The organism is Nocardioides jiangsuensis, from assembly GCF_019679455.1.
Classification (GTDB): Bacteria; Actinomycetota; Actinomycetes; order Propionibacteriales; family Nocardioidaceae; genus Nocardioides_C; species Nocardioides_C jiangsuensis.
This window is the reverse complement of sequence record NZ_JAIEZQ010000001.1, coordinates 72,586-97,675: the sequence shown is the minus strand read 5'-3', so window position 1 is coordinate 97,675 and position 25,090 is coordinate 72,586. Positions and strand designations below refer to the sequence as shown.

Here is a 25,090-nt window from a genome sequence, read left to right as displayed (position 1 = left end):
TGGCTGGCAGGATCGGGTGATGACCACCAAGACCCGCCAGATCCAGCTCGCGTCCCGACCGCAGGGATGGCCGACCCACGACGACTTCGACCTGGTCTCGGTCGAGCTCCCCGACCCGGGACCGGGCGAGGTCCTGGTCCGCAACACGGTGATGTCGGTGGACCCGTACATGCGCGGCCGGATGAACGACGTCAAGTCCTACGTCCCGCCGTTCCAGATCGGCGAGCCGCTCGACGGCGGCGCGGTCGGCGAGGTCGTGGCCTCCGGCGACGACACCGTCCGGGTCGGCGACACCGTCATGCACGGCCTGGGCTGGCGCGAGCACGCCCTGCTCCCCGCCGCGCAGGTGCGCAAGGTCGACGCGAGCGCCGTGCCCGCGTCGGCGTACCTCGGCGTCCTCGGCATGCCCGGCCTCACCGCGTACACCGGCCTCACCCGGATCGCCGGCCTGAAGAAGGGTGACTCCGTCTTCGTGTCCGGCGCCGCGGGCGCGGTGGGCAGCGTGGTCGGCCAGCTCGCGCGCAACCTCGGCGCCTCCCGGGTCGTCGGCTCCGCCGGATCACCCGAGAAGGTCGCCTACCTGACCGAGGAGCTCGGCTTCGACTCCGCCTTCGACTACCACGACGGCCCGGTCGTGAAGCAGCTCGCCGAGCACGCACCGGACGGCGTGGACGTCTACTTCGACAACGTCGGCGGCGAGCACCTCGAGGGCGCGGTCGCGCACATGAACGACTTCGGCCGGATCGCGATGTGCGGCGCGATCTCGCAGTACAACGCGGACACGGCCGCCCCGGGCCCGCGGAACATCTGGCTCGCTGTGACGCGGCGGCTCACCCTGCGCGGCTTCATCGTCACCGACCACAACGACCTCGCCAGGGAGTACCTTCCCCGTGCGGCCGGCTGGGTGGCCGACGGCTCGCTGAAGTTCCGGGAGACGTACGTCGAGGGGCTCGACCGCGCGGTCGACGCCTTCCTCGGCCTGCACAAGGGCGAGAACATCGGCAAGATGCTCGTGCGCCTCGACCGAGGCTGACCGGCGCTACCGCTCGGCTTCGGCCAGTGCCTGCTCGAGCGTGCCGTGGGTACCCGCGTAGGTGTACTCCGCGTCACCGGCGTCGCGGAACTCGAGCCGCCACCCGGACACGCTGCGCACCACGCGCCAGCGGCGTCCCCGCGGCCCGATGCCGACGTGCTCGCCGGCGATCTCCTTGAACACCACGTTCATGCGCCAACCCCCAGGTCACGGCTCGGCCCCGTAGCAGTCCTCGCCGGCGCGAGCCACCCCGACGAGCTGCCCCGGACCGTCCGCCTCATGCCCCGCGGCGGCGAGTGCCGCGGAAGACCCGGTACATCGAGGGAAGCACCGGCTAGGCATGCTTTGGGCCGCTTGACGGGAAACCCCCCGGATTGACTAGACCGCTATGCCGCGCCGACGCCGTCCGGGTCACCTAGGGTGTCGCCATGCCCAGCCTCTCCCTCGAAGAGTCGCGCCGCCGCGCCGACCTGCTGACCGTCACGTCGTACGACGTCGCCCTCGACCTCGACGGCGACGACCAGACGTTCGCCTCGACCACCACGATTCGGTTCACCGCGGCCGGTCCCGCGGACACCTTCCTCGACGTCAAGCCGCGGCAGCTTCTCTCCGCCCGGCTCAACGGTAGCCCCCTGGACGTCGGCACGCTCCACGACGGGCGCCTCCCCCTGACCGGGGTGAGCGGCGACAACGAGATCGTCGTCGAGGCCGTGATGGGCTACCGCAACGACGGGGAGGGCCTGCACCGCGCCGTCGACCCCGCCGACGGGCGGCACTACACCTACGCGATGTCGTTCCTCGACGCGGCGCCGAGCATCTTCGCCTGCTTCGACCAGCCGGACCTGAAGGCGCCGTACACCTTCCACGTCCGGGCGCCCGAGGACTGGGTGGTGGTCGGCAACGGCCACGCCGAGCAGGCGGAGCCGGGCGTGTGGGAGCTCGCCACGACGCAGCCGCTGTCGACGTACTTCGTCACCCTGGTCGCCGGGCCGTACCACGTGGTCCGCCACGAGCACGACGGCATCGCGCTGGGCCTGGAGTGCCGCGCGTCGCTCGCCGAGCACCTGGAGAAGGACGCGGAGGAGATCCTCACGATCACCACGCAGTGCTTCGACGAGTTCCACCGCCTGTTCGGGGTCCGCTACCCGTTCGGCGACTACCACCAGGCGTTCGTGCCGGAGTTCAACGCCGGCGCGATGGAGAACCCCGGCTGCGTGACCTTCCGCGACCCGCTGGTGTTCACCTCCAAGGTGACCCGGGCGGAGCGGACCAACCGCGCCACCACGATCGCCCACGAGATGGCGCACCAGTGGTTCGGCAACCTGGTCACGCCGATCTGGTGGGACGACCTGTGGCTCAACGAGTCGTTCGCCGAGTACATGGGCAACCGGGTGACCCACGACGCCACCGAGTTCACCGACCCGTGGGTGGACACGGCCTTCGGCCGCAAGCGCTGGGGGCTCGACGCCGACCAGCGGCCGAGCACGCACCCGGTGGCCGGCAACGGCGCGACGGACGCGCTCGCGGCGCTCCAGGACTTCGACGGGATCAGCTACGCCAAGGGCTCGGCCTGCCTCAAGCAGCTCGCCTCGAACCTCGGCGACGAGGTGTTCTTCGCCGGGGTGCGCGAGCACTTCGCCCGGCACCGGTTCGGCAACGCGACCATGCACGACCTGTTCACCGCCTGGGAGGACGCCGGCGCCGGTGACCTGTCCGCGTGGACGCAGGGATGGCTACGGACCGCGAGCCTGGACCTGATCGCGCTCGACCGCTCCGGGGACACCCCGGTGCTGGTCCGCTCCACCCCCGCCGAGCACCCCGCGGACCGCTCGCACGCGATGTCCGTGGCCCGCTACGACGACGGGGCAGGCTGGGTCGTCGAGCCGGTGACCGTCGGCGCGGAGCCGGTGGCCCTCTCCCCCGCGTCGGCCGGCCGGCCGGTGGTGCTCGACCCGCGCGACCAGACCTGGGCGCGGTTCACCCTCGACGAGCTCACCCTGACCGCGATGCCCGACCTGCTGCCGGGGCTCGACGACCCGGTGATGCGCGCGTCGGTGTGGAACGCGGTCCGGGACGGGGTCTCCAACGCCACGGTCGACCCCGAGGCCGCGCTGCGCCTGGTGGAAGCCGGGATCCCGCACGAGACCCAGGACATCGGCGTCGCCGCGCTGTCGAGCTTCGCGGTCGGCACCCTCGCCGACAAGCTGCTGCCCGACCCGGAGGCGGCCAGGGCGCGGTTCCACGCCGCGGCGCTGCGCCGGGTCGAGAGCGCCCAGGAGAGCTCCGGGGTGCAGCTCGCGGCGGTGCGCGGCGCGGTCGCCTCGGCCGCCGAGCCCGAGCTGCTCCGCCGCTGGCTCGCCGGGGACGTCCCGGCGCCCCGGGTGGAGGTCGACCTCGACCTGCGGTGGCGGATCCTGGTCCGGCTGGCCACTCTCGGCGCGGTCGGCCGGACGGAGCTCGACGCGGCCTTCGACGCCGAGCCCTCGGCGAAGGCGGCCGTCGACCGGGTGCAGGCCGTGGCCTCGCTGCCCGACGCGGAGGCGAAGGAGTTCGCCTGGAGCCACTTCACGGGGGACACGAAGGCCTCCAACTACGCGATCGAGGCGGCCGGGACGGGCCTGTGGCGGCGCGGTCAGGAGGAGCTGACGGCGCCGTACGTCGACCGCTACTTCGCCGAGTTGCCCGGCATCGCCACCGTGCACTCCGGGTGGGTGCTGGCGGACGCGGCGCGGGAGTTCTTCCCGCGCCTGGCCGTCGACCCGGCCACCCTCACCGGGGCGGAGCGGGTGCTCGCCGACGACGGTCTGGACCTCAGCCTGCGCCGGGCGGTGGTGGACTGCGCCGACGAGCTGCGGCGTGCCGTGCGCTCGCGGGAGGCGTTCTGGCGCTGACCGCACGGTCTGCCGACCGGGGCCGCACGCTCCGCGCCCACGGAGGCGGTCAGGCCGGACCTGCCGGCCCCGCGGGACCCGGCGGGCCGGTCGGCCCGGCGGTGCCCCGGACGCGGCGCAGCACCGCGCGCGCGAGGCGCACCGGGTTGTGCCGCAGCTCCTCGTCGAGTCGGGTCCGGCGCACCGCGCGGTCGGCGGTCGCGGTCAGCTCGAGCACCACGCCACCGACCAGCAGGCCCGCGACCAGGTCGGCGAACCAGTGCCAGTTCAGGGTCAGCGAGGTGACCAGCATCGTGAGCGAGAGCAGGGCCACGCCGCTCCACAGAACGACCAGGGTCCTCCGCCGCGGGTTGGCGTAGGCGCCCACGAGGTAGGCGATCAGCCCGTAGACGAGGACGATGTTGGAGCTGTGCCCGGACGGGTAGGCCATCCCGCCCGTGAAGAAGGACGGGTCGGCCGCGGCGGGCTCACCCCGGCCGAGGGTCACCTTGAGCACGAGCACGGTGAGGTTGAGCACGAACACCGACCCCGCGGCCACCAGCGCAGGCCGCCACGACCCCACCCGCCGGCAGATCTGGTAGGTCACCACGGCGAGGATCGGCACGCACACCGCCCGCTGCCCGATCCGGTCGAGGACGTGCAGGAACGGCACCCAGCCCTTGGGCGGCGGGGCCAGGTTGAAGTAGGCGTCGAAGCGGATCAGCGGACCCATCGCGAGCAGGGTGAAGGCGACGAAGACGAGCCCGAGGAATCCGGCGAGGGCCAGGCCGGAGGAGACCTCCGACGTCCAGCCGTCGTCGTCCCCGGTGTCGCTGTCGTGCCTGCGCACCCGTGCCCTCCTGTCCGGTAGCCCCCAGGGCACCGTCGCGCGTCCCCCCGCCCAGCACAAATATAGGCTGGATCCATGGTCCTCCCCCGACGCCCCGGTCCCTCCCAGCGCGTGCGTGTGCGCGAGGTCACGGGCACGTCCTCGCGGGTCCGGGAGGACCGGCTGACCACCGAGGAACCGCTGGAGATGCGGCTGGCCTGGCCGGGCCGGCCCGCCGAACGGCTGAGCGTGACCATGCGCACCCCGGGCCACGACTTCGAGCTCACCGCGGGGTTCCTGTACGGCGAGGGCCTGGTCCGATCTGCATCAGATTTCCATACGGTCGCGTATTGCACCGACCGTACGCTGTCTCCGGAGCAGGAGTTCAACGTGGTCACCGCCGAGCTCGCCGGTCCGCCCGCGCGGCAGCCCGGGGTGCGGTACGAGGGACCGACCGCCGGGGCTTCCGCCTGCGGGGTGTGCGGCAAGGAGAGCATCGACGAGGTGCTGGCCGTGTGCGAGGCGGGCCACGCGCCGGACCGGTGGGCCGGGGTCACGGTCCCGGCCGACGTGGTCGCTGCCATCCCCGACCGGCTGCGGGAGGCCCAGCGGGTCTTCGACAGCACCGGCGGGCTGCACGCCGCCGGCCTGTTCGACCTGGAGGGCAAGCCGCTGGTCGTCCGCGAGGACGTCGGCCGCCACAACGCCGTGGACAAGGTGGTCGGCCACCGGGTGCTCGCCGGGGAGGCCACCGACCTGCCGGTGCTGTGCGTCAGCGGCCGGATCGGCTTCGAGCTCGCCCAGAAGGCGGTCGCCGCCGGGGTGGGGATGATCGCCGCGGTCGGCGCCCCGTCCAGCCTGGCGGTGAAGCTGGCCGCCGACGCGGGCCTGTGCATGGTCGGCTTCGTGCGCGGCGAGCGGTTCGTGATCTACACCGAGCACGACCGGGTCGGCGTGTGATCCGGAGAACTGTCGGTGTGCCCGCCTAGCGTCTGACCCGTGCGCATCCTCCACACCTCCGACTGGCACCTGGGCCGTTCCTTCCACCGGGAGGGACTGCTCGGTGCCCAGGCGTCGTACGTCGACCACCTGCTCGACACCGTCGAGTCCGCCGCGGTCGACCTCGTCGTGGTGTCCGGGGACGTCTACGACCGGGCGCTCCCGCCGGTCGACGCGGTCGCGCTCGCCGACGAGACGTTCGCGCGTCTCGCCGCCTCGCGCGCCCGGGTCGTGGTCACCAGCGGCAACCACGACTCCGCGCGCCGGCTCGGCTTCAACTCCCGGCTGATCGACTCCGCGGGCGTCCACTTCCGCACCGACGCCGCCTCCTGCGGCACCCCGGTGATGCTGGAGGACGAGCACGGCCCGGTCGCCGTCTACGGCCTGCCCTACCTCGAGCCCGACGTGCTGCGCGAGCCGTGGGGCCTCGAGTCCCGCTCCCACACCGCCGTGCTCACCGAGGCGATGCGCCGGGTGGGCGCCGATCTCGCCGGCCGCCCGGCCGGCACCCGCTCGGTGGCGATGGCGCACGCGTTCGTGGCCGGCGGGGAGGCCAGCGACAGCGAGCGGGACATCTCGGTCGGCGGCGTCGCGATGGTCCCCACCAGCGTCTTCGACGGGGTCGACTACGCCGCGCTGGGCCACCTGCACGGCCGGCACACGTTGACGGACAGCGTGCGTTACAGCGGGTCGCCGGTCGCCTACTCGTTCTCGGAGACCCGGCAGCTCAAGGGCTCGTGGCTGGTCGAGCTCGGCCGGGAGGGCTTCGAGCGCGCCGACTTCGTCGAGGCGCCGGTGCCGCGTCGGCTCGCGCGCATCCGCGGCGACCTCGACCACCTGCTCTCCGCCCCGGCGCTGGCCGACACCGAGGACTGCTGGGTACAGGCCGTGGTCACCGACCCGGTGCGCCCCACCCAGGCGATGGAACGGCTGCGCACGCGCTTCCCGCACACGCTGGTGCTGTCCTTCGAGCCGGTCGGCGGCTCCCCTGCCACCGCCCCGGTGAGCCGGCCGGTCACCGGGCGCACCGACCACGAGGTGGCGCTCGACTTCGTCGCCGACGTGCGCGGCACGCCCGCCACCGAGACCGAGGCGGCGCTGCTGCTCGACGCCTGCGACTCCTGCCGCGTGGCCGGCGAGGCCGACCAGGTGGTGGGGGCCTGATGCGGATCCACCACCTCGAGATCACTGCCTTCGGGCCGTTCGCCGGCACCGAGTCCGTCGACTTCGACGCGCTCGCCGATGCGGGCCTGTTCCTGCTCTGCGGCCCGACGGGTGCGGGCAAGACCAGCGTCCTCGACGCGATCTGCTTCGGCCTGTACGGCGAGGTCCCCGGCGACCGCAACTCCGCCAAGCGGCTGCGCAGCGACCACGCCGGGCCGGGGGTCGCCCCCGCGGTCACCCTGGAGCTGAGCGTCAACGGGCGCCGGTTCCGGCTCCGCCGCTCCCCCGCCTGGAGCCGGCCGAAGCGCCGCGGCACCGGGTTCACCACCGAGCAGGCGCGGGTGCTGCTCGAGGAGTCGGTGGACGGCAGCTGGGTGCACCTCTCCAGCCGACTCGACGAGACCGGCCATCTGGTCACCGACCTGCTGGGCATGAACCCCAGCCAGTTCACGCAGGTGGCGATGCTTCCGCAGGGTCGGTTCCAGGCGTTCCTGCGCGCCAAGTCCGACGAGCGCCACAAGGTGCTCCAGCGGCTCTTCCGCACCAGCCGGTTCGAGGACATCGAGCGCTGGCTGGTCGCCCGCAGACAGACCCTGCGCGCCTCGTCCAAGGAGCACCAGGACGCCGTCGCCTCCGTGGTGAGCAGGCTCAGCGAGTCCGCCGGCACGGACCTGCCCGAGGACTGGGAGCTGCACGACCTCGCGCTCCCCGCCGAGGCCGGCGACGTGGCCGGCTGGGCGAGGGACCTGGTCGCCGAGGCCGCGTCCGCGCGGGAGGCCCTGAGCACCGAGGCGACCGCCGTCGGCAGGCTCACCGACGAGGCGCGCCGCAGGCTCGAGGAGGGGCGCGGCACGATGCGCCTGCGCTCCCGTCACGAGGAGGCCGTCGGGATCGCCCGGTCGTTGGAGGAGAGCCAGGAGCAGGAGGACCGGGCCCGTGCGGCCCTCGACGCCGCCCGCCGGGCATCCGTCGTCGTACCCCTGGCCCGGCACGCCCAGGAGACCGCCACCGCCGTGGAGCGGGCCCAGCGCGCCCTGGGCCAGGCGCTGGCGGACGCCGCCCGCCTCCTCGACACGGACGCGGCCGCCCTGACCCAGGGCGAGCTCGAGGTCGCCGAGCGTGACGCCACCGAGGCGGCGACCATTGCGCGCACCCTGCTCCCCCGGGAGGCCGAGCTGCGGCGCGCCGAGCGCGACGCCGCCCGCGTGACGAGGACGCTGTCCGGACTGGCCGAGGAGCGCAGCGGTCTCGACCAGCGCTGCACGACCATTCCCGGCCAGGTCGCCGAGCTGCGCACCCGGCTGACCGAGCAGGTCACGCTCGCCGCCGAGGCCGAGACGCTCGTGGCCGCCGAGCAGGCCGCGACCGAGCGGCTCGACGCAGCGCGCCGGGTGACGTCGCTGCGTGCCGACCTCGAGGACGCCGGCGAGCGGCTGCGGGCGAGCACCGACGTCGCGCAGCGGCTCCGGCAGCGGTACCAGGACCTCCGCGAGGCGCGGATCAACGGCATGGCCGCCGAGCTCGCCGCCTCCCTCGCCGTCGGGGAGTCCTGCCCGGTGTGCGGCTCCGCCGACCACCCGCAGGTGGCGCTCTCGGTCGACGGCGCCCCGACCAGGTCCGACGAGGAGCACGCCCGCACCGAGTACGAGAACGCCGAGTTCGACCAGCAGACCCGCCGCGAGGTCGTCGCGACGCTCCGGCAGAACCTCGCGGTGGCGGACCACGCGAGCGGCGGGCAGTCGGTGGCCGGGCTCCGCGACGAGCTGGCGGCGCTCCGGGTGCGCCGGGCGGCCAGTGCCACCGCCGCGTCCGAGCGCGACCGGCTGGCGACGTCGGTCGCCGACCTCGAGGCGGAGCTCGCCGACGCCATCGCACGGCTGCAGCAGCTGGCCGCCGACGAGGCCCGGCTGCGCGCTGAGCGCGACCACGCCCAGGCCGTCGTGGAGTCGGTATCCGCCGAGCTCTCCGCCCTGTTCGCCGAGGACGAGGTCGCGGGCAGCGTGTCCCGACTGATCGAGGCGCGGACGGCCGCCGGAACCGCCTTCGGGATGGCCCGGGAGGCGCTGGCCGCGCGCGACCGGGCGACGACGCAGGCGCAGGATGCCGGGCAGCGGGCGCACGAGTGCGCCCTCGAGCACGGCTTCGCCGACACCGCGACCGCGACCCGCGCCGTGCTGGCCCCCGCCGACCACGCCCGGCTCGAGCAGCTCCTCCGGGAGCGCGACGCCCTGCGCGCCCAGTCCCGGGCGACGCTGGCCGATGCCGAGGTCAGCGCCGCCGTCGCGGCGGACACCCCCGACCTGGCCGCGCTCGCCGAGGCGGCGCAGGCGGCCGAGGCAACGCTCACCGACGTCGCCGCGCGAGCCCGGGAGACGCAGAAGCGCGCCGAACGGCTGGTCGCGCTGGAGCGGGAGCTGGCCCGTGAGCTCGCGGCCTGGGCGCCGACCCGTGCCGCCTACGCCGTCGCCTCCGGCCTGTCGACGTTCGCCGAGGGCAAGGGCGGCGACAACGCCCTGCAGATGCGGCTGTCGGCGTACGTGCTCTCCTCGCGCCTGCAGCAGGTCGTCGCGGCGGCCAACGAGCGGCTGCACGGCATGAGCGACGAGCGCTACACGCTGGAGCACTCCTCGGCGCGCGGCGTGGGCGAGGTCCGCGGCGGGCTCAGCCTGCTGGTCCGCGACGAGTGGACCGGCGAGTCCCGGGACCCGGCCACGCTCTCGGGCGGCGAGACGTTCGTGACCTCGCTGGCCCTGGCTCTCGGACTCGCCGACGTGGTCACCCAGGAGGCCGGTGGCTCGTCCATCGACACGCTCTTCATCGACGAGGGCTTCGGCACGCTCGACCCCGAGACGCTCGACGACGTGATGGACACCCTCGACACCCTGCGCGACGGCGGACGCGTGGTCGGCGTGGTCAGCCACGTGCCCGAGATGCGCACCCGGATCCCGGCGCAGCTGCAGATCCGCAAGGACCGTTCCGGGTCCCGGGTGGTCGCCGCCCGGGAGGCCGTGTGAGCGAGCCCCGCGCGCTGGCGGTCCTCGACATCGACGGGGTGCTCGCCGACGTCCGGCACCGCCTGGTCCATCTCGAGCAGCGGCCCAAGGACTGGGCGGCCTTCTTCGCGGCCGCTCCCGAGGATCCGCCGCTCGCGAAGGGCCTCGACGCCGCACGAAGGCTGGCGGAGGTGCACGAGGTGGTGTACCTCTCGGGCCGTCCGGAGCGCTGCCGGGCGGACACCGTCGCCTGGTTCGCCCAGCACGGTCTGCCGCAGGGCCGGATCCTGCTGCGCCCCGCCGGCGACCACCGGCCGGCGCGACTGTTCAAGATCGAGATGCTGCACCAGCTCTCGGCCCGCGCCCCGGTGGTCGTCCTGGTCGACGACGACCCGGCGGTCTGCCGGGCCGCGATGGAAGCCGGGTACGACGTCCTGCCCGCCGACTGGATGGGTGAGCAGCCCACCCTGTTCGAGGCGCAGGAGGTCGAGGGCCAGACCTGAGCCTCCTCGCCGCACTACCGCTGCGGACGCGTCCGCACGGATACTGACGGGATGGTGACGGGGGCGGATGTCGAGATCGCGACCGGGCGGGGCTCCATGCCGGCCTACTTCGCGAAGCCGGGCACCGCGCCGCCGTGGCCCGGTGTCGTGGTGGTCCACGACTTCACGGGAATGAGCCACGACCTCCGTGCCCAGGCGGACTGGTTGGCGGAGGCGGGCTTCGCCGCGGTGGCACCGGACCTCTACTACTGGGGCAGCCGGCTGAGCTGCCTGCGCACGATCATGCGTGACATCGGGGAGCGGCGCGGCCGGACGTTCGACGACATCGACGCGGCCCGCAGCTGGCTCGGCGACCAGGACGGCTGCTCGGGACGCATGGGGGTCATCGGCTTCTGCATGGGCGGCGGCTACGCCCTGGCGCTGGCGCCCGACCCGGAGTACTCGGCGGCCAGCGTCAACTACGGCGGCTGTCCGTCCGACGCGGAGGACTGGCTTCCGGGTGCCTGTCCCATCGTCGGCAGCTTCGGTGGCGCCGACACGTCCCCCCTGGGCCGCCGGGCAGGCAGACGCCTCGGGCGGGTGCTGACCGAGCTCGAGGTCCCGCACGACGTCAAGATCTACCCCGGCGTCGGCCACGGCTTCATGAACGACCACGACCCCGCGAACGCCACGCTGCTGCTCCGGTTCCTGGCGAACATCTCCGGGACCAAGCACGACGAGGAGGCCACCCAGGACGCGCGCCGCCGGATCACGGCGTTCTTCGACACCTACCTGCGCGCGGACGACGCGGCCCGGTCCAGCGGCAGCGCGTAGCCGGCCGCGGGCCGCTGCAGGACGACCGTCCGCGCGGTCATCGCCCGGAAGCCAGGCGGTAGGACTCCTCCAGCAGCTCGTGGAGCTCGTCGTCGGCGACCCGGTCGAGGCGGACCAGGACCAGGTTCGGCGAGCGGTCGTGGTGCGGGGTCCAGTAGAACGTCTCGGGCTCGGAACCGGCCAGGGCGTCACGCTCCTCGGTCTTCACCGTCACGACGCCGTCCTCCCACAGCCGGGCCATGAGCGTGCGTGCGAACCACGCCGGCCGCCCCCAGCTCAGGCGTTCGGTGACGCCCGGAAGCGCCAGACAGATGCGTCGTACGTCGTCCTCGGTGGCCACGTCGTCCACGATGCCGTGCCGGCCCCCGGTCGTCCATGGCACGCCCCGGCGCAGACGGGCCCGGGCGCGGCAGGCCCGGCGCGCTCCCGGACCGGGACACGCCCGACCGGTGGGGCTCAGTCGCCGGTGCTGCCATCGATGCGCTCGCGGAGCAGGTCCGCATGACCGTTGTGCCGGGCGTACTCCTCGACCATGTGCACCAGGATCCAGCGGAAGGACACGGCCCGCCCGTACCGCTGCTGCACCGCCGGCGAGTCGAGGTCGTCCACCTGCACCGCGGCGGCCCGGCAGGTCTCGACCATCGCGCCGTAGGCGGCGAGGTCCGCCGACGCGTCCGCGGTGTCCACGGCGTCGAAGTCGCCGTCCTCGCCGGTCTCGTCCCAGTAGACCGGCGCGACGTCCTCACCGAGCATCACGTAGCGGAACCAGTACCGTTCCACGTCGGTCATGTGCCGGACCAGGCCGAGCAGGCTCAGCGACGACGGAGGCACGGACCGGCTCCGCAGCTGCGCGGCGTCGAGCCCCGAGCACTTGTGCAGCAGGGTGGCCCGGTGGAAGTCCAGCCAGGACTCCAGCATCGCGCGCTCCCCCGCGACGAACGGCGGGTCGACGCGGTCGGGCACGGCCGGGAGCTCGGTGTCGGTCACGAGCCCGATGCTAGGGAGCCGCTCGGCACCGTTAGGACCTCGACACGCGGGGTATCCACCGTGACGTGACCTGCACCCACGACATAGCCTCCCTGCCATGACCTCTGGCGCATCGACGCAGACGATCGACCCCGCCTTCACCACGCTTCCCTACCGCCGCCTGGCCCACGCCGCGCTGGCCCGCGCCCGGGACTTCCACGTCACGCACGCGGACTTCCGCTTCGAGCGGGTCCGCAGCCAGCAGCTCAAGGTGCGCGACGGACACCTCCAAGGGGCCGCGGACCACGAGGACCTCGGCTTCGCGGTCCGCGTGATCCTCAACGGGGCCTGGGGGTTCGCCTCGAGCGTGGTGCTCACCCCCGAGGCCGCGGTGCAGGTGACGGAGACCGCGATCCGGGTCGCCCAGGTGGCCGCCGCGATGACCCGTCAGCCGGTAGCGCTGGCCGACGAGCCCGTGTACGACGACGTCACCTGGGTGTCCAGCTACCGGGTCGACCCGCTCGCGGTGCCGCTGGCCGAGAAGGTCGCGCTGCTGTCGGGATGGACCGCTCGGCTCGTGGAGGCACCGGGCGTCGACCACGCCACCGCGGTGCTCCAGCAGGTCGTGGAGCAGAAGTTCTACACCGACCTCGCCGGGACCACGACGACCCAGCAGCGGGTCCGGGTGCAGCCCCAGGTCGAGGTCTACGGCTCCGACGAGGCCAGCGGCCGGTTCGACTCGATGCGCACCATCGCCCCGCCGGTGGGCCGCGGCTGGGAGTACCTGACCGCCGACGTGCACGACTGGGACGCCGAGCTCGCCGAGCTGCCGGGGCTGCTCGCGGAGAAGCTGGCGGCGCCGTCGGTGGAGGCCGGGGAGTACGACCTGGTCATCCACCCGTCGAACCTGTGGCTCACCATCCACGAGTCCATCGGCCACGCGACCGAGCTCGACCGGGCCCTGGGCTACGAGGCGAACTACGCGGGCACCTCCTTCGCCACCTACGACCAGCTCGGCACGCTGCAGTACGGCTCCCCCGTCATGCACGTCACCGGTGACCGCACCGTCGAGCACGGCCTGGCCACCATCGGCTACGACGACGAGGGCGTGCGGACCCAGCAGTGGGACATCGTCAAGGACGGCGTCCTGGTCGGCTACCAGCTCGACCGGCCGATGGCGCACCTGATGGGCCTGGGCCGGTCGAACGGGTGCGCGTACGCCGACTCCCCCGGCCACATCCCGATCCAGCGGATGGCGAACGTGTCCCTGCAGCCGGCCGAGGGCGGGCCCAGCACCGAGGAGCTCATCGCGAAGGTCGACCGCGGCATCTACGTCGTGGGCGACAAGTCGTGGAGCATCGACATGCAGCGCTACAACTTCCAGTTCACCGGGCAGCGGTTCTACCGGATCGAGAACGGCCGCCTCGCCGGCCAGGTGCGCGACGTCGCCTACCAGGCCACCACCACCGACTTCTGGAACTCGATGGAGGCCGTCGGCGGACCGCAGACCTGGGTCCTCGACGGCGCCTTCAACTGCGGCAAGGCGCAGCCCGGGCAGGTCGCCTCGGTCTCGCACGGCGCGCCCACCGCGCTGTTCCGCAAAGTCCGGGTGCTCAACACCACCGCCGAAGCCGGCTCCGAGGAGTAAGGAACACCCATGCCTGCGCCGACTCCGCAAGATCTCGTCGAGCACGCCCTGAAGACGTCGCGCGCCGACGCGTGCGTGGTCATCGTCCGCGACTCGACCAGCGCCAACCTCCGCTGGGCCAACAACACCCTGACCACCAACGGCGTGATGCACGGCATCTCGGTCACCGTGGTCTCCTTCGCCGGCGACGGCGAGGGGACCGCGTCGGGGTCGGTCACCCGCAGCGCGTCCTCCCTCGACCAAGTCGTCTCGATCGTCGAGGCGGCCGACGCCGCGGCGGCCGCGGGCACCCCGGCCGAGGACGCCGCGGAGCTGGTCACCGGAGGCGCCGCCGCCGACTGGTTCGACCCCCCGGTGGACACCTCGATCGAGGTGTTCTCCGACGTCGCCCCGGCGCTCGGCGAGGCGTTCGGCCGCGCCGAGGACCAGAACCGGGTCCTCTACGGGTTCGTCGACCACGACGTCACCACGACCTACCTCGGCTCCACCACCGGGCTCCGGCAGCGGCACGTGCAGCCCACCGGGCACTACGGCTGCACCGGGAAGCCGACCGACCTGACCAGCAGCGCCTGGGTCGGCGGCGCCACCCGCGACTTCTCCGACGTCGACCCGCTGGCGATGGACCGGGAGCTCGCGCAGCGGCTGTCCTGGGCGCGGCGTGCCGTGCAGCTGCCCGCCGGACGCTACGACACGATCCTGCCGCCCGCCGCGGTGGCGGACCTGATGATCTACGCCTACTGGAGCGCCTCCGCCCGGCAGGCGCACGACGGCCAGTCGGTCTTCTCCAAGCCCGGCGGCGGCACCCGTGTCGGCGAGCGGCTCTCCGGCCGTCCCGTGCAGCTGTTCTCCGACCCGGCGTACGGCGGCCTGGAGGCGGCGCCCTTCGTCACGGCCAGCCGCAGCGACGACGCCAGCAGCGTCTTCGACAACGGCCTCGGGCTGCAGCGCACGCACTGGGTCCGCGACGGACGGCTCGAGGCGCTGCTGCAGACCCGGCACTCGGCCGCGCTGACCGGGCTGCCGGTGACCCCGGCGATCGACAACCTCGTGCTCTCCGTCGACGACGCGCAGGGCTCGCTGGGCGACCTGGTCCGCGGCACCGAGCGGGGTCTGCTGCTCACCTGCCTGTGGTACATCCGGGTGGTGGACCCGCAGACCCTGCTGCTGACCGGGCTGACCCGCGACGGCGTCTACCTGGTCGAGAACGGCGAGGTCACCGGCGCGGTGAACAACTTCCGGTTCAACGAGAGCCCGGTGGCGCTGCTCGACCGGTTCTCCGCCGCCTCGCGGACCCTGCCCAGCTTCTCGCGGGAGTGGGGCGACTACTTCTCGCGCACCGCGACGCCGGGGCTACGCGTGCCCGACTTCAACATGTCGAGCATGAGCCAGGCGAACTGACCGGCGCCCAGGAGGGCCGCGGCTCTCAGGCGGTGACCAGCGGGGTGATGTTCTGGTTGCCCCGGAACACGTTGTCGGGATCCCAGGCGGTCTTCACCTCGACCAGCCGGGCGTGGTTCTCCGGCCCGAACGCGTCCCTGACCCGGTCCTGCCCCTCGGCGCCGATGAAGTTCAAGTACACCCCGCCGGTGGTGTAGGGCGCCACGTCCTGCCGGAACCGGCGAACCCAGGCGATGTTCGCCTCGTCGTCGGCCGGGTCCTCCCAGACGGCGAACGGGTGCGTCACCCAGCGCGCCGAGCGCTGCGCCAGCGGGCTCCGCGACGCGGGCACCCGGGCCACCTGCCCGCCCCACGGCAGCAGGATCTGCTGGGTGAGCTCCGAGGCGGTCCTGGTGGCCGAGGCGACCACCACGTCGAGCATGTCGTCGGTGACCCGGTCGTGGTAGTCCGCGCTCCAGTAGTGCCGGTTTCCGGGCGGGTCGTCGAGGATGCACTGGAACTCGGTGTACGGCATCGGCTCCACCAGGTCCAGCGGCGGCTGCAGCGCCCGCAGCGCGGCCACGTAGTCCGCGCCGTCGTCGGGGTGGCCGGCCCAGACCATCGCGACCGCGGAGATGCTCTCCCCCACCAGCTCCCGCGGCACCCAGTCCTCGTCGGGGGCAGTGAGCATGATCAGCCACGAGCCCAGCTCCTCCGGCGCGTCCTGGGCCCAGTCCCGGTAGGCACGGGCCACCTCGGGCGCGGCCGTGGTCGGCCAGGCGAGGAGCCCGGCCTGCACCGTCGGCCCCACGCGATGCAGCTCGAGGTCGAGGGCGGTGACGACGCCGAAGTTCCCGCCGCCCCCGCGCATCGCCCACAGCAGCTCGGGGTGGTGCTCCTCGTCGACGTGGACCTCCCGGCCGTCGGCCGTCACCATGTCCACCCCCGCCAGGTTGTCGCAGGCCAGCCCGTAGCTGCGCTCGAGCCAGCCGGACCCGCCGCCGAGGGTGAACCCGGCGACCCCGGTCGAGGACACGCGGCCACCGGTGGTGGCCAGCCCGTGCTCCTGCGTGGCCGCGTCCAGCTCGCGCCAGGTGACGCCGGCGCCGACGTGCGCCCGCCGGGTCCGGGGGTCCACCTCGATGCTCCTCATCGGCCGTACGTCGACCACCAGCCCGTCGTCGTTGGTCGACATGCCGGCCACCGAGTGACCGCCGGCGCGGACCGCGACGTCGAGGTGGTCGGCCAGCGCCCGTTCCAGCGCCTGTGCCACGTCCCCGGGGTTCTCGCAGGCGGCGATCAGCCGAGGCCGTTTGTCCACCATCGCGTTGAACAGGGCGCGGCGCTCGTCGTAGTCGAGGTCCCCCGGCTTCGTCCAGTGCATGGCAGTCCTCCTGCCGGCTCGGTCTCTCCGCAGCGACGCTACGCGGGCCCGTCGGCCGGGGGCCATGCCCTCAACGGGTCATTCAGGTCGCGCGGGCACCCCTCCGGGGATGGGGGCCCGGGGGTCGTACGGCGTCCGGGTGTAGACGAACGTCGCGCAGAACAGGTGGGTGAGCGCGCCGTCCCCGCCACGGACGACCCGCAACGTCTCGCCGTGGTGGTAGCCGGCCGTGCCCAGGAAGGTGCCGTCCTCGCGCGGCCGGAACCGCAGGGTCGGCGTGCCGCCCAGCGCGCCCGCGGTCACCTCCGTGCCGTCCCAGCAGAAGCCGTAGGCGGTGTTGCCCCAGTGCCACACGCCGAGCACCTCCTCCACGCCGGGCGGGAGGCGGTCGGAGGGGACCCAGGCGGGGACGACGGTCGGCTCCTGCCGCTCCAGGGTGTCGAGCAGGTCAACCGGGAGGCCCTCGCAGCGCAGTCCCGTGGTGCCGTTGGCCAGGCACACCGCGCCGGTGCGGCGGACCGGGTCCACGAACAGCGCCGCCAGGAAGCCGGGCATCGACCCGGTGTGGCCGGACACCGTGCCCGCACCCCCCGCCAGCAGCCGCAGGCCGAGGCCGTACCCGCCGCTGAGCCCACCGGTGAGCGTGCCGGACTGGGGCGTGGCCATTTCCCGCAGGGTGGAGACGTCGAGCACGGCGGGGTGACCGTCGAGGAGGAAGCAGGCGAAGGTCGCGAGGTCGGTGACCGTGCTCCACACCTGGCCCGCCGGGGCCATCGCCCCGGTGTCGTGGGCCGGCTCCTCGGTGAGCGTGTTCGCGAAGTGGTGGACGCTGTAGCCGGTGGCGTGCGGCGCCTCCGGCAGGTAGCTGGTGCGGGCCATCCCGAGCGGCTCGAGGATCCGGGAGCGGACGCTGTCCCACCAGGTGCCGCCGCGGAGCCGGGCCACCACCTCGCCGAGCAGGCCGTAGGCCAGGTTGGTGTAGTGGTGCGTCGCGCCCGGCGCGAACACCGCGGCGCTGTCGTCGACCGCCGCCGCGAGCTCCTCGAAGCTGCCGCCGGGCGAGCGCTCCCACCACGGGCCCGCCGGCTCGGACTGCATGCCCGAGGCGTGCGAGAGCAGGTGCCGCAGGGTCCGGTCTCCGTAGCCGACCCCGGGCAGGTGCTCGTCGAGCCGGTCGCCGAGGTCGAGCAGCCCCTCGTCGCGCAGCTGCAGCACCAGGACCGCGGTCATCGTCTTGGTGATCGACCCGATCCGGTACTGCGTGTCCACCCCCGGCGGTCCGTCCCCGGTCCGCCGGCCGTGGGCGTCGCTCCACACCAGGGCGCCGTCCCGCACCAGCCCGGCCACCAGGGACGGCACCCGGGCGTCGACCTGCTCGCTGGCCAGCAGCGCCCGTAGGTGCCGGGCCGCCTGCTCGGAGACCCGGTCGGGAGCCGGGTCGGTGGTCTGGTCGGTCACTGGGCGAACGCCTCCGGGGACGGGCAGGAGCACACCAGGTTGCGGTCGCCGTACGCCTGGTCGATCCGCGCCACCGGCGGCCAGTACTTGTCCGGGTCCGGGCCGGTCGGGAAGGCGGCGACCTCGCGCGAGTACGCCCGCTCCCAGGGCCCGGTGACCGCGGCCGCGGTGTGCGGCGCCCCCCGCAGCGGCGACTCCTCCGCGGTCCACTCCCCCGCCTGAACCCGGTCGATCTCGCCCTTGATCGCGATCATCGCGTCGCAGAACCGGTCCAGCTCGACGAGGTCCTCGGACTCCGTCGGCTCCACCATCAGCGTGCCGGCGACCGGGAAGCTCATCGTCGGGGCGTGGAAGCCGTAGTCGACGAGCCGCTTGGCGACGTCGTCCACGCTCACCCCGCTGGCCTTGGTCAGCCCGCGCAGGTCGAGGATGCACTCGTGGGCCACGAGCCCGCCGTGCCCCTTGTAGAGCACCGGGAAGTGCTCGCCGAGCCGCTTCGCGACGTAGTTGGCCGAGAGCACCGCGACCGCGGTGGCCCGGGCCAGCCCCTCGCCGCCCATCATCCGCACGTAGGCCCAGGAGATCGGCAGGATGCCCGCCGAGCCGTACGGCGCCGCGCTGATCGGCCCGATCCCCGCGCGCTTGGCGGGGTCGGGGTGCATCGGGTGGGTCGGGAGGTACGGCGCCAGGTGCGACCGGACCGCGACCGGCCCCACGCCCGGACCGCCGCCGCCGTGCGGGATGCAGAACGTCTTGTGCAGGTTCAGGTGCGAGACGTCCCCGCCGAACTCCCCCGGCTTGGCGTGCCCGAGGAGCGCGTTGAGGTTCGCCCCGTCGACGTACACCTGGCCGCCGTGCTCGTGCACGACCCGGCACAGCTCGGTGATGCCGTCCTCGTAGGCGCCGTGGGTCGAGGGGTAGGTCACCATGATCGCGGCCAGGTCCTCGCGGTGCTTCTCGCACTGCGCGGCGAGGTCGTCGAGGTCCACGCTGCCGTCCTCGGCCGCCTTCACCACGACCACGCGCATCCCGGCCATCACCGCCGACGCGGCGTTGGTGCCGTGCGCCGAGGACGGGATCAGGCACACGTCGCGGGCGTCGTCCCCGTTGGCGACGTGGAAGGCGCGGATCGCGAGCAGGCCGGCCAGCTCACCCTGCGACCCGGCGTTGGGCTGGATCGACACCTCGTCGTAACCGGTGACCTCGGCCAGCCAGCCCTCGAGCTCGGTGACCAGCGCCCGGTAGCCGGCCGCGTCCTCGACCGGCGCGAACGGGTGCAGGTCCGCGAACCCGGGGAGGCTGATCGGCTCCATCTCGGTGGTCGCGTTGAGCTTCATGGTGCAGGAGCCGAGCGGGATCATCCCGCGGTCCAGCGCGTAGTCGCGGGCCGAGAGCCGGCGCAGGTAGCGCAGCATCGAGGTCTCGGAGCGGTGGGTGTTGAACACCGGGTGGGCGAGGTACCCGGTGCTGCGGTGCAGGCCGTCGGGCAGCGCGTCGCCGGTGCGGCCGTCGACCGCGTCGAGGTCGATCCCCTCGGCGTCCACGGCGGCGAGCACCGCCTCGAGGTGGGTCCGCCCGGTGGTCTCCGAGGTGGAGACGCCGACGTGGTCGTCGTCCACCAGCCGGAGGTGCACGCCCCGCTCACGGGCCGCGGCGACCACGGCGGCGGCCCGGCCGGGCACGCGCAGGGTGAGGGTGTCGAAGAACCGCTCGTGCAGCACCTCCACGCCGGCCTCCCGCAGCGCGGCGTCGAGGACGGCGGCGTACCGGTGGGTCCGCTGCGCGATCGCGCGCAGGCCTTCGGGGCCGTGGTACACGGCGTACATCGACGCGGCCACCGCCAGCAGCACCTGGGCGGTGCAGATGTTGGAGGTAGCCTTGTCCCGGCGGATGTGCTGCTCGCGGGTCTGCAGCGCGAGCCGGTACGCCGGGCGTCCCTCCGCGTCGACGGAGACGCCGACCAGGCGCCCGGGCAGGTGCCGCTCGATCCCGGCGCGCACCGCCATGTATCCGGCGTGCGGTCCGCCGTAGAACAGCGGGACGCCGAAGCGCTGCGTGGAGCCGACCACCACGTCGGCGCCCATCTCCCCCGGCGACTCGAGCAGGGTGAGCGCCAGCAGGTCCGCTGCTACCACGACGAGCGCGTTCCGCTCGTGGGCCGCCTCGACCAGCGGCCGGGGGTCGAGCACGCGCCCGCCGGCGCCGGGGTACTGCACGAGCACGCCGCACAGGTCGCCCTCGGGCAGCCCGCCGGTCAGGTCGGCCACCTCCACCGCGATGCCCATCGCCCGGGCCCGGGTCTCGACCACCGCGATGGTCTGCGGGAGCGCGTCGGCGTCGACCACGAAGCGCCCGGAGGCGGCGCGGTTGGCGCGGCGGACCAGGGTCATCGCCTCGGCCGCGGCGGTGCCCTCGTCGAGCAGCGAGGCGTTCGCGGTGGGCAGGCCGGTGAGGTCGCCGACCATGGTCTGGAAGTTCAGCAGCGCCTCGAGCCGGCCCTGGGAGATCTCCGGCTGGTACGGCGTGTACGCGGTGTACCAGGACGGGTCCTCGAGGACGTTGCGGCGTACGACGGCCGGGGTGAGCGTGCCGTGGTAGCCGAGCCCGATCATCGGCTCCAGCGGGTTGTTGCGGGCGGCGACGTCGCGCAGAGACCGTGCCGCCTGCTCCTCCGTGGCAGCGGCGGGGAGGGCGAGCGTGGCGGTGTCGTGGATCCCGCCGGGGACCGCCGCCTCCATCAGCTCGGCGAGGGAGGCGAAGCCGAGCGCTTCGAGCATCCGCGCCTGCTGCTCGTCGTCGGGGCCGACGTGGCGGACGACGAAGGGCTGGGCGGCGTCGAGCTGGGACAGCGTGGGGTGGTCGGACACAGAGGCTCCCGGGGGCAGCGCGCGGGCTGCAGTCGTAGCGACGTCGGTCGCCTCCCCCTCTGTCACCCGGGGTCGGGCTTCAGAGTTGCCTCGCCCGCACGGTCCTGGCGCCTGAGAGGTTCCGGGGAGGATTTGCCCCTTCGGCGCTCCGTCACGGACCGGTCGGGGACCGGCCGCCGGAGACTCTCCCGTGCGTGTTCGTCAGCGACGCCAACGCTATCAGGACAAAGCCAGACCCGGCGCTCCGTGGGCGGTGGGTCCGCCCGGAGCGCCGGGTCCGTGGAGGTTCGGGGTGAGAGCCGGTCAGCCGACCTGGCGGGCCCGACGGCGGGCGGCGAGCTCGTCGCTGCCGGGCTCGTCGTCGTGGGCGGCGCGCTCGCTGGGGAGCTCCGCGAGCGAGCCCTCGATCTCGCGCCACACGCCACCGATCGCGATGCCGAAGACGCCCTGGCCGCCCTGGAGCAGGTCGATGACCTCGTCGTTGCTGGTGCACTCGTAGACGCTGGCACCGTCGCTCATCAGGGTCACGCGGGTCAGGTCGTCGGTGCCGCGCTCGCGCAGGTGGTGGACCGCGGTGCGGATCTGCTGCAGCGAGATCCCGGCGTCGAGGAGGCGCTTGATCACCTTGAGCAGCAGGATGTCGCGGAAGGAGTAGAGGCGCTGGGTGCCGGAGCCGGTGGCGCCTCGCACGGTGGGCTCGACCAGGCCGGTGCGGGCCCAGTAGTCGAGCTGGCGGTAGGTGATGCCGGCCGCGTTGCACGCGGTGGGGCCGCGGTAGCCGGCGTCGCTCGGGAGCGGGGAGACGTCGTCGTCGAACAGGAGCCCCTGCTCGTCGGCGGTGGCCGCAGCCTCGCGGGCGGCGGACTCGTCGGGCTGATGGGCAGCCTTGTCGCCGTTCGTCGTCACGTGAACCTCCGTTGTCCGCTCCGTTAAGCCTGCAACTCCGCGAGGGGAAGCCGCTGCGATCGAGATGGAGCACAACGGTGGAGTTACAACGAAGACAGTCCCAAGGTAAGGCTCGGGTGGAGGGTGGTCAACGAGGCGCGCTGTCCGGGACAGGCGTGTCGCAAGTCTCAACTAGAGGTCGAGGTTCAGGCTTGTGGAAGCTCAGTGGCTCTCGAAGTCCTCGGGTGACACGTGGTCGAGGAATTCGCGGAACTTCTCCACCTCGTCCTCCTGCTCGTCGGGTACGGCGAGGCCGGCCTCCTCCAGGATGTCGTCGGCACAGACGATCTTGGAGCCCGTCCGGAGGGCCAGCGCGATGGAGTCCGACGGCCGGGCGCTGACCTCCACGCCCGAGGCGAAGACCAGGACGGCGTAGAAGATCCCGTCCTTCATCTCGGTGATCCGCACCTCGGTGAGGTCGTTCCCGGTGGCGGTGAGCAGGTCCTTCATCAGGTCGTGCGTGAGCGGCCGCGGCGGGACCACGCCCTGCTGGGCGAACGCGATCGCGGTGGCCTCGACCGCCCCGATCCAGATGGGCAGGTACCGGTCACCGGCGACCTCGCGCAGGAGGACGATGGGCTGGTTGGAGGGCATCTCGACGCGGACGCCGATCACATCAACTTCGCGCACGACTCCACAGTACCCCCGGAGGAAAGGCCCGTCGCGGGTCAGCGTGAGGAGCGCAGACCGCTCTTGACAAGCGTCGCGTGCAGCCGGACCGACAGGGCCGCCATCTGCTTGATGGCCTCCTCCGCGCGGGCCTTGGCCCCGGCGTCGCGGCCGCGCTGCATCGGCGAGACCACCTGCTCGACGAGACCGACCTCGCGGTCCGCGGCGGTCTTGAAGGCACGCAGGTGGCGGGGCTCGAGGCCGAACGCGGCGAGCTCCCCCGCCGTCTTGGCGATCACGAGCGCCTCACCGTCATAGTGGCTGGTGCCGGGCCGCGGCTTCACCAGGCCGAACATCTCGAGCTGCTCGAGGAAGGCGTCGTCGATCTCGGCGCCCGAGACCAGCTCGGCGCGCGAGAGGCGCAGCTCGGAGGGCTCGGCGGAGAAGGAGTCCGCGGACGGGTAGCCGTCGCCGGCGAGCACCACCCGGGGGACCTGCGGTCCGGTCCCGGAGGCCGCGGGAGGCTCGAGCCCGCGGTCGATCGCGTCGAGGTGCTCCTTGATGACCTTCAGCGGCAGGTAGTGCTCGCGCTGGCTGGTCAGCACGTACCGCAGCCGCTCCACGTCACGGTGGGAGAACTTCCGGTAGCCCGACGGGGTGCGCTCGGGCTCGATCAGGCCCTCGGTCTCGAGGAACCGGATCTTGGAGATGCTGACCTCGGGGAAGTCCGCGCGCAGCAGCGAGAGGACCTCCCCGATGCTCATCCGGGAGCGCGACGACGCTGCTGCCCTCACGCTTTGCTGCCTGCTCCTGCATGGCTGGCGAAGTACACCAGCCGGTACTTGCCGATCTGGACCTCGTCCCCGCCCTGGAGGGTGACCTCGTCGATCCGGTCACGGTTCACGTAGGTCCCGTTGAGGCTGCCGACGTCGGCCACCCGGTAGCCGTCGGGGCCGCGGCGGAACTCCGCGTGCCGGCGGGAGACGGTGACGTCGTCGAGGAAGATCTCGCTCTCCGGGTGCCGCCCGGCGGAGACCAGGTCGGTGTCGAGCAGGAACCGGCTCCCGGCGCTCGGGCCGCGCTGCACCACGAGCAGGGCGCTGCCGGCGGGGAGCGCGTCGACCGCGGCCGCGTCGGCCTCGTTGAGCGCGGCCCGCTCCTCGGCGAGCTCCGGCTTGCCGGGGGCGCCGAAGGTGATGGTCGCCGTGGTCTCCGACGGCGTCTCCGCGTCACCCGCGGCGGCGGGGGCGGCCTCGGTCACGATGCGACGGCCGCACTGCGAGCAGAACCGTGCGTCGTCTGGATTCAGGTGCCCGCACTCGGTGCAGAACGGCATGTGCGCCTCCCGTTGGCAGTAATCCTCAAACCCTCAAGGAACAGTCGAGGTTGATGGTTCCCCGAACCTATCAGCCGTACGACCTCGTTCAAGTCCGAACGCCCGTGGAAACCCCGCGGTCAGGAGTCGAGCGAGCCCTGGTACGTCGCCGCGTCCATCAGACCGTCGAGGACCGAGGCGTCGGCCGCGGCGACCTCGAACAGCCAGCCCTCGCCGTACGGGTCGGAGTTGACCAGCTCGGGGGTGGCGTCGAGGGCGTCGTTGCGCGCGACGACCTTCCCGGTGACCGGGGCGTAGATGTCGCTGACCGACTTCGTGGACTCGAGCTCGCCGACCGCCGAGCCCGACTCGACCTCGGCGCCGACCTCGGGCAGGGAGACGTAGACGATGTCCCCGAGGGCGTCCTGGGCGTAGTCGGTGATCCCGATCCGGACCGAGCCGTCGGTCTCGCCGGGGCTGCGCACCCACTCGTGCTCACTGGTGTACTTGAGGTCCTCGGGATACACGGCGCTCCTCTGGGGCGGGATGGGCGGACGGTCCGGGTGCAGGCTACTCGGTATCGAGCGGGTCGGCGTACTCCGGCTGGGCGGCGTCGCTGAGCGTGGCCACCTCGAGCTCCTCCTTCTGCTCGATGGTCACCTCGCCGCCGACCAGCGGGCCCTCGACGTCGGCGACGAAGCCGCCGGTGAAGTTCAGCGCCTCCGTGAGGGTCTTCGGCTCACCGATCACCTCCAGGGTGTACGGCGGCGCGAGCGGCTTGCCGTCGACGACGATCCCGGTGTCGCCGTCCTCGAGCGCCGTCTGCGCGACCACCCGCGCCGCGTCGTTGATCTCGATCGCCTCGGCGCCGGAGTCGCGCAGCTCCTCGATCCCGTTGAGCATCTGGTCGATGCCGACCTTGCCGCCCGGGTCCTTCACGGTCACCTCGATGCCCGGGCCGACGGCCGGCAGCGTGCCGGCGAGGATGCCGAGCACGTCGGCCTGCTGCTGCGCCTGCTCGAGGGCGGCCTGGCGGCTGTCCGTGTCGTTGCGCAGCGAGCTGCGGGTCTGCTCGAGCTGCGTGATCTCGTTCTCGGCGCGCTGGGAGGCCGCCGACAGCGAGTTGAGCAGCTGCACGAGGTCCTCCTCGCGCAGGCCCTCGTAGTCGTCGTTCTGCTCGGTGGACTGCACCTGCACCACGCCGGCGAAGCCGACGACCGCGAGCAGGACGCCGGCGGCGACCTGGCCGCGGCCCGGGCGCCGGAGCGCGTGCAGCAGCCGGTCGCGGCCCGGCGAGCTGTTCTGGTCGGACATGCC

22 protein-coding genes and 1 riboswitch are annotated in these 25,090 nt (G+C 73.2%); of the genes, 9 read left to right on the top strand and 13 right to left on the bottom strand.

Features of this window, described 5'->3' with window-relative positions:
• The first annotated feature begins 19 nt into the window (after nt 1-19).
• The gene (locus K1X13_RS00505; RefSeq protein ID WP_221023104.1) at nt 20-1,033 is read left to right on the top strand and encodes an NADP-dependent oxidoreductase; all 1,014 of its coding nucleotides are present in this window, start codon (nt 20-22) and stop codon (nt 1,031-1,033) included.
• A gap of 6 nt (nt 1,034-1,039) precedes the next feature.
• Here K1X13_RS00505 and K1X13_RS00500 read toward each other — a convergent pair whose 3' ends face one another.
• A complete protein-coding gene (locus K1X13_RS00500) occupies nt 1,040-1,225 on the bottom strand; it encodes a hypothetical protein (protein WP_221023103.1) in 186 nt (61 codons plus the stop codon).
• A 236-nt stretch (nt 1,226-1,461) separates the two neighbouring features.
• Between K1X13_RS00500 and pepN the strand changes: the two genes are divergently transcribed.
• Nucleotides 1,462-3,924, top strand: coding sequence for an aminopeptidase N (pepN, locus tag K1X13_RS00495; RefSeq protein ID WP_221023102.1), 2,463 nt, complete (start codon nt 1,462-1,464; stop codon nt 3,922-3,924).
• Between the two features lie 49 nt (nt 3,925-3,973).
• Here pepN and K1X13_RS00490 read toward each other — a convergent pair whose 3' ends face one another.
• A complete protein-coding gene (locus tag K1X13_RS00490) occupies nt 3,974-4,753 on the bottom strand; it encodes a phosphatase PAP2 family protein (RefSeq protein ID WP_221023101.1) in 780 nt (259 codons plus the stop codon).
• Nucleotides 4,754-4,828: 75 nt separating this feature from the next.
• Here K1X13_RS00490 and fdhD point away from each other — a divergent pair, with 75 nt between their 5' ends.
• The 5 genes from fdhD to K1X13_RS00465 are packed head-to-tail and all read left to right on the top strand — an operon-like array spanning nt 4,829 to nt 11,204.
• On the top strand, nt 4,829-5,692 hold the full coding sequence (fdhD, locus tag K1X13_RS00485) for a formate dehydrogenase accessory sulfurtransferase FdhD (RefSeq protein ID WP_221023100.1): 864 nt from the start codon (nt 4,829-4,831) through the stop codon (nt 5,690-5,692).
• A gap of 39 nt (nt 5,693-5,731) precedes the next feature.
• Nucleotides 5,732-6,895 (top strand): exonuclease SbcCD subunit D, encoded by a 1,164-nt coding sequence (locus K1X13_RS19515; protein ID WP_221023099.1) that lies wholly within the window; start codon nt 5,732-5,734, stop codon nt 6,893-6,895.
• Nucleotides 6,895-9,909 (top strand): AAA family ATPase, encoded by a 3,015-nt coding sequence (locus K1X13_RS00475; RefSeq protein WP_221023098.1) that lies wholly within the window; start codon nt 6,895-6,897, stop codon nt 9,907-9,909. Before K1X13_RS19515 ends, K1X13_RS00475 begins: the two co-directional genes overlap by 1 nt.
• Nucleotides 9,906-10,391, top strand: a complete 486-nt coding sequence (locus tag K1X13_RS00470) for a phosphatase domain-containing protein (protein WP_221023097.1) — start codon at nt 9,906-9,908, stop codon at nt 10,389-10,391. Before K1X13_RS00475 ends, K1X13_RS00470 begins: the two co-directional genes overlap by 4 nt.
• Before the next feature lie 51 nt (nt 10,392-10,442).
• Complete coding sequence (locus K1X13_RS00465) at nt 10,443-11,204, top strand: dienelactone hydrolase family protein (RefSeq protein ID WP_221023096.1); 762 nt, start codon at nt 10,443-10,445, stop codon at nt 11,202-11,204.
• 37 nt (nt 11,205-11,241) lie between these two features.
• On the opposite strand, the gene K1X13_RS00460 is transcribed toward K1X13_RS00465, so the two are convergent.
• Both K1X13_RS00460 and K1X13_RS00455 read right to left on the bottom strand, forming a co-directional pair.
• Nucleotides 11,242-11,586, bottom strand: a complete 345-nt coding sequence (locus K1X13_RS00460) for an MmcQ/YjbR family DNA-binding protein (RefSeq protein WP_221023095.1) — start codon at nt 11,584-11,586, stop codon at nt 11,242-11,244.
• Between the two features lie 74 nt (nt 11,587-11,660).
• Nucleotides 11,661-12,191, bottom strand: a complete 531-nt coding sequence (locus tag K1X13_RS00455; protein ID WP_308249308.1) for a DinB family protein — start codon at nt 12,189-12,191, stop codon at nt 11,661-11,663.
• Nucleotides 12,192-12,288: 97 nt separating this feature from the next.
• On the opposite strand from K1X13_RS00455, the gene K1X13_RS00450 reads away from it, so the two are divergent.
• Nucleotides 12,289-13,818, top strand: a complete 1,530-nt coding sequence (locus K1X13_RS00450; RefSeq protein ID WP_221023093.1) for a TldD/PmbA family protein — start codon at nt 12,289-12,291, stop codon at nt 13,816-13,818.
• Nucleotides 13,819-13,827: 9 nt separating this feature from the next.
• On the top strand, nt 13,828-15,216 hold the full coding sequence (locus tag K1X13_RS00445) for a TldD/PmbA family protein (protein ID WP_221023092.1): 1,389 nt from the start codon (nt 13,828-13,830) through the stop codon (nt 15,214-15,216).
• A gap of 25 nt (nt 15,217-15,241) precedes the next feature.
• Here K1X13_RS00445 and K1X13_RS00440 read toward each other — a convergent pair whose 3' ends face one another.
• From K1X13_RS00440 to K1X13_RS00400, 9 genes are all read right to left on the bottom strand, one after another.
• Complete coding sequence (locus tag K1X13_RS00440) at nt 15,242-16,579, bottom strand: FAD-binding oxidoreductase (protein ID WP_221023091.1); 1,338 nt, start codon at nt 16,577-16,579, stop codon at nt 15,242-15,244.
• A 78-nt stretch (nt 16,580-16,657) separates the two neighbouring features.
• Nucleotides 16,658-18,037 (bottom strand): serine hydrolase domain-containing protein, encoded by a 1,380-nt coding sequence (locus K1X13_RS00435; protein ID WP_221023090.1) that lies wholly within the window; start codon nt 18,035-18,037, stop codon nt 16,658-16,660.
• Nucleotides 18,034-20,904: an aminomethyl-transferring glycine dehydrogenase gene (gene gcvP / locus K1X13_RS00430; protein ID WP_221023089.1), complete on the bottom strand. Its 2,871-nt coding sequence runs from the start codon at nt 20,902-20,904 to the stop codon at nt 18,034-18,036. The genes K1X13_RS00435 and gcvP overlap by 4 nt, the downstream gene beginning before the upstream one ends.
• Nucleotides 20,905-20,993: 89 nt before the next feature.
• Nucleotides 20,994-21,105: riboswitch (glycine riboswitch) on the bottom strand.
• 102 nt (nt 21,106-21,207) lie between these two features.
• Nucleotides 21,208-21,810: a MerR family transcriptional regulator gene (locus tag K1X13_RS00425; RefSeq protein ID WP_221023088.1), complete on the bottom strand. Its 603-nt coding sequence runs from the start codon at nt 21,808-21,810 to the stop codon at nt 21,208-21,210.
• A 201-nt stretch (nt 21,811-22,011) separates the two neighbouring features.
• Nucleotides 22,012-22,479, bottom strand: a complete 468-nt coding sequence (locus K1X13_RS00420) for a bifunctional nuclease family protein (RefSeq protein ID WP_221023087.1) — start codon at nt 22,477-22,479, stop codon at nt 22,012-22,014.
• A gap of 38 nt (nt 22,480-22,517) precedes the next feature.
• On the bottom strand, nt 22,518-23,252 hold the full coding sequence (ftsR, locus tag K1X13_RS00415; protein WP_308249307.1) for a transcriptional regulator FtsR: 735 nt from the start codon (nt 23,250-23,252) through the stop codon (nt 22,518-22,520).
• Nucleotides 23,249-23,794: a zinc-ribbon and FHA domain-containing protein gene (locus K1X13_RS00410; protein WP_221023086.1), complete on the bottom strand. Its 546-nt coding sequence runs from the start codon at nt 23,792-23,794 to the stop codon at nt 23,249-23,251. Before K1X13_RS00410 ends, ftsR begins: the two co-directional genes overlap by 4 nt.
• A 119-nt stretch (nt 23,795-23,913) precedes the next feature.
• On the bottom strand, nt 23,914-24,300 hold the full coding sequence (gene gcvH / locus K1X13_RS00405; RefSeq protein WP_221023085.1) for a glycine cleavage system protein GcvH: 387 nt from the start codon (nt 24,298-24,300) through the stop codon (nt 23,914-23,916).
• 43 nt (nt 24,301-24,343) lie between these two features.
• Complete coding sequence (locus K1X13_RS00400; RefSeq protein WP_221023084.1) at nt 24,344-25,087, bottom strand: DUF881 domain-containing protein; 744 nt, start codon at nt 25,085-25,087, stop codon at nt 24,344-24,346.
• Nucleotides 25,088-25,090 lie beyond the last annotated feature (3 nt).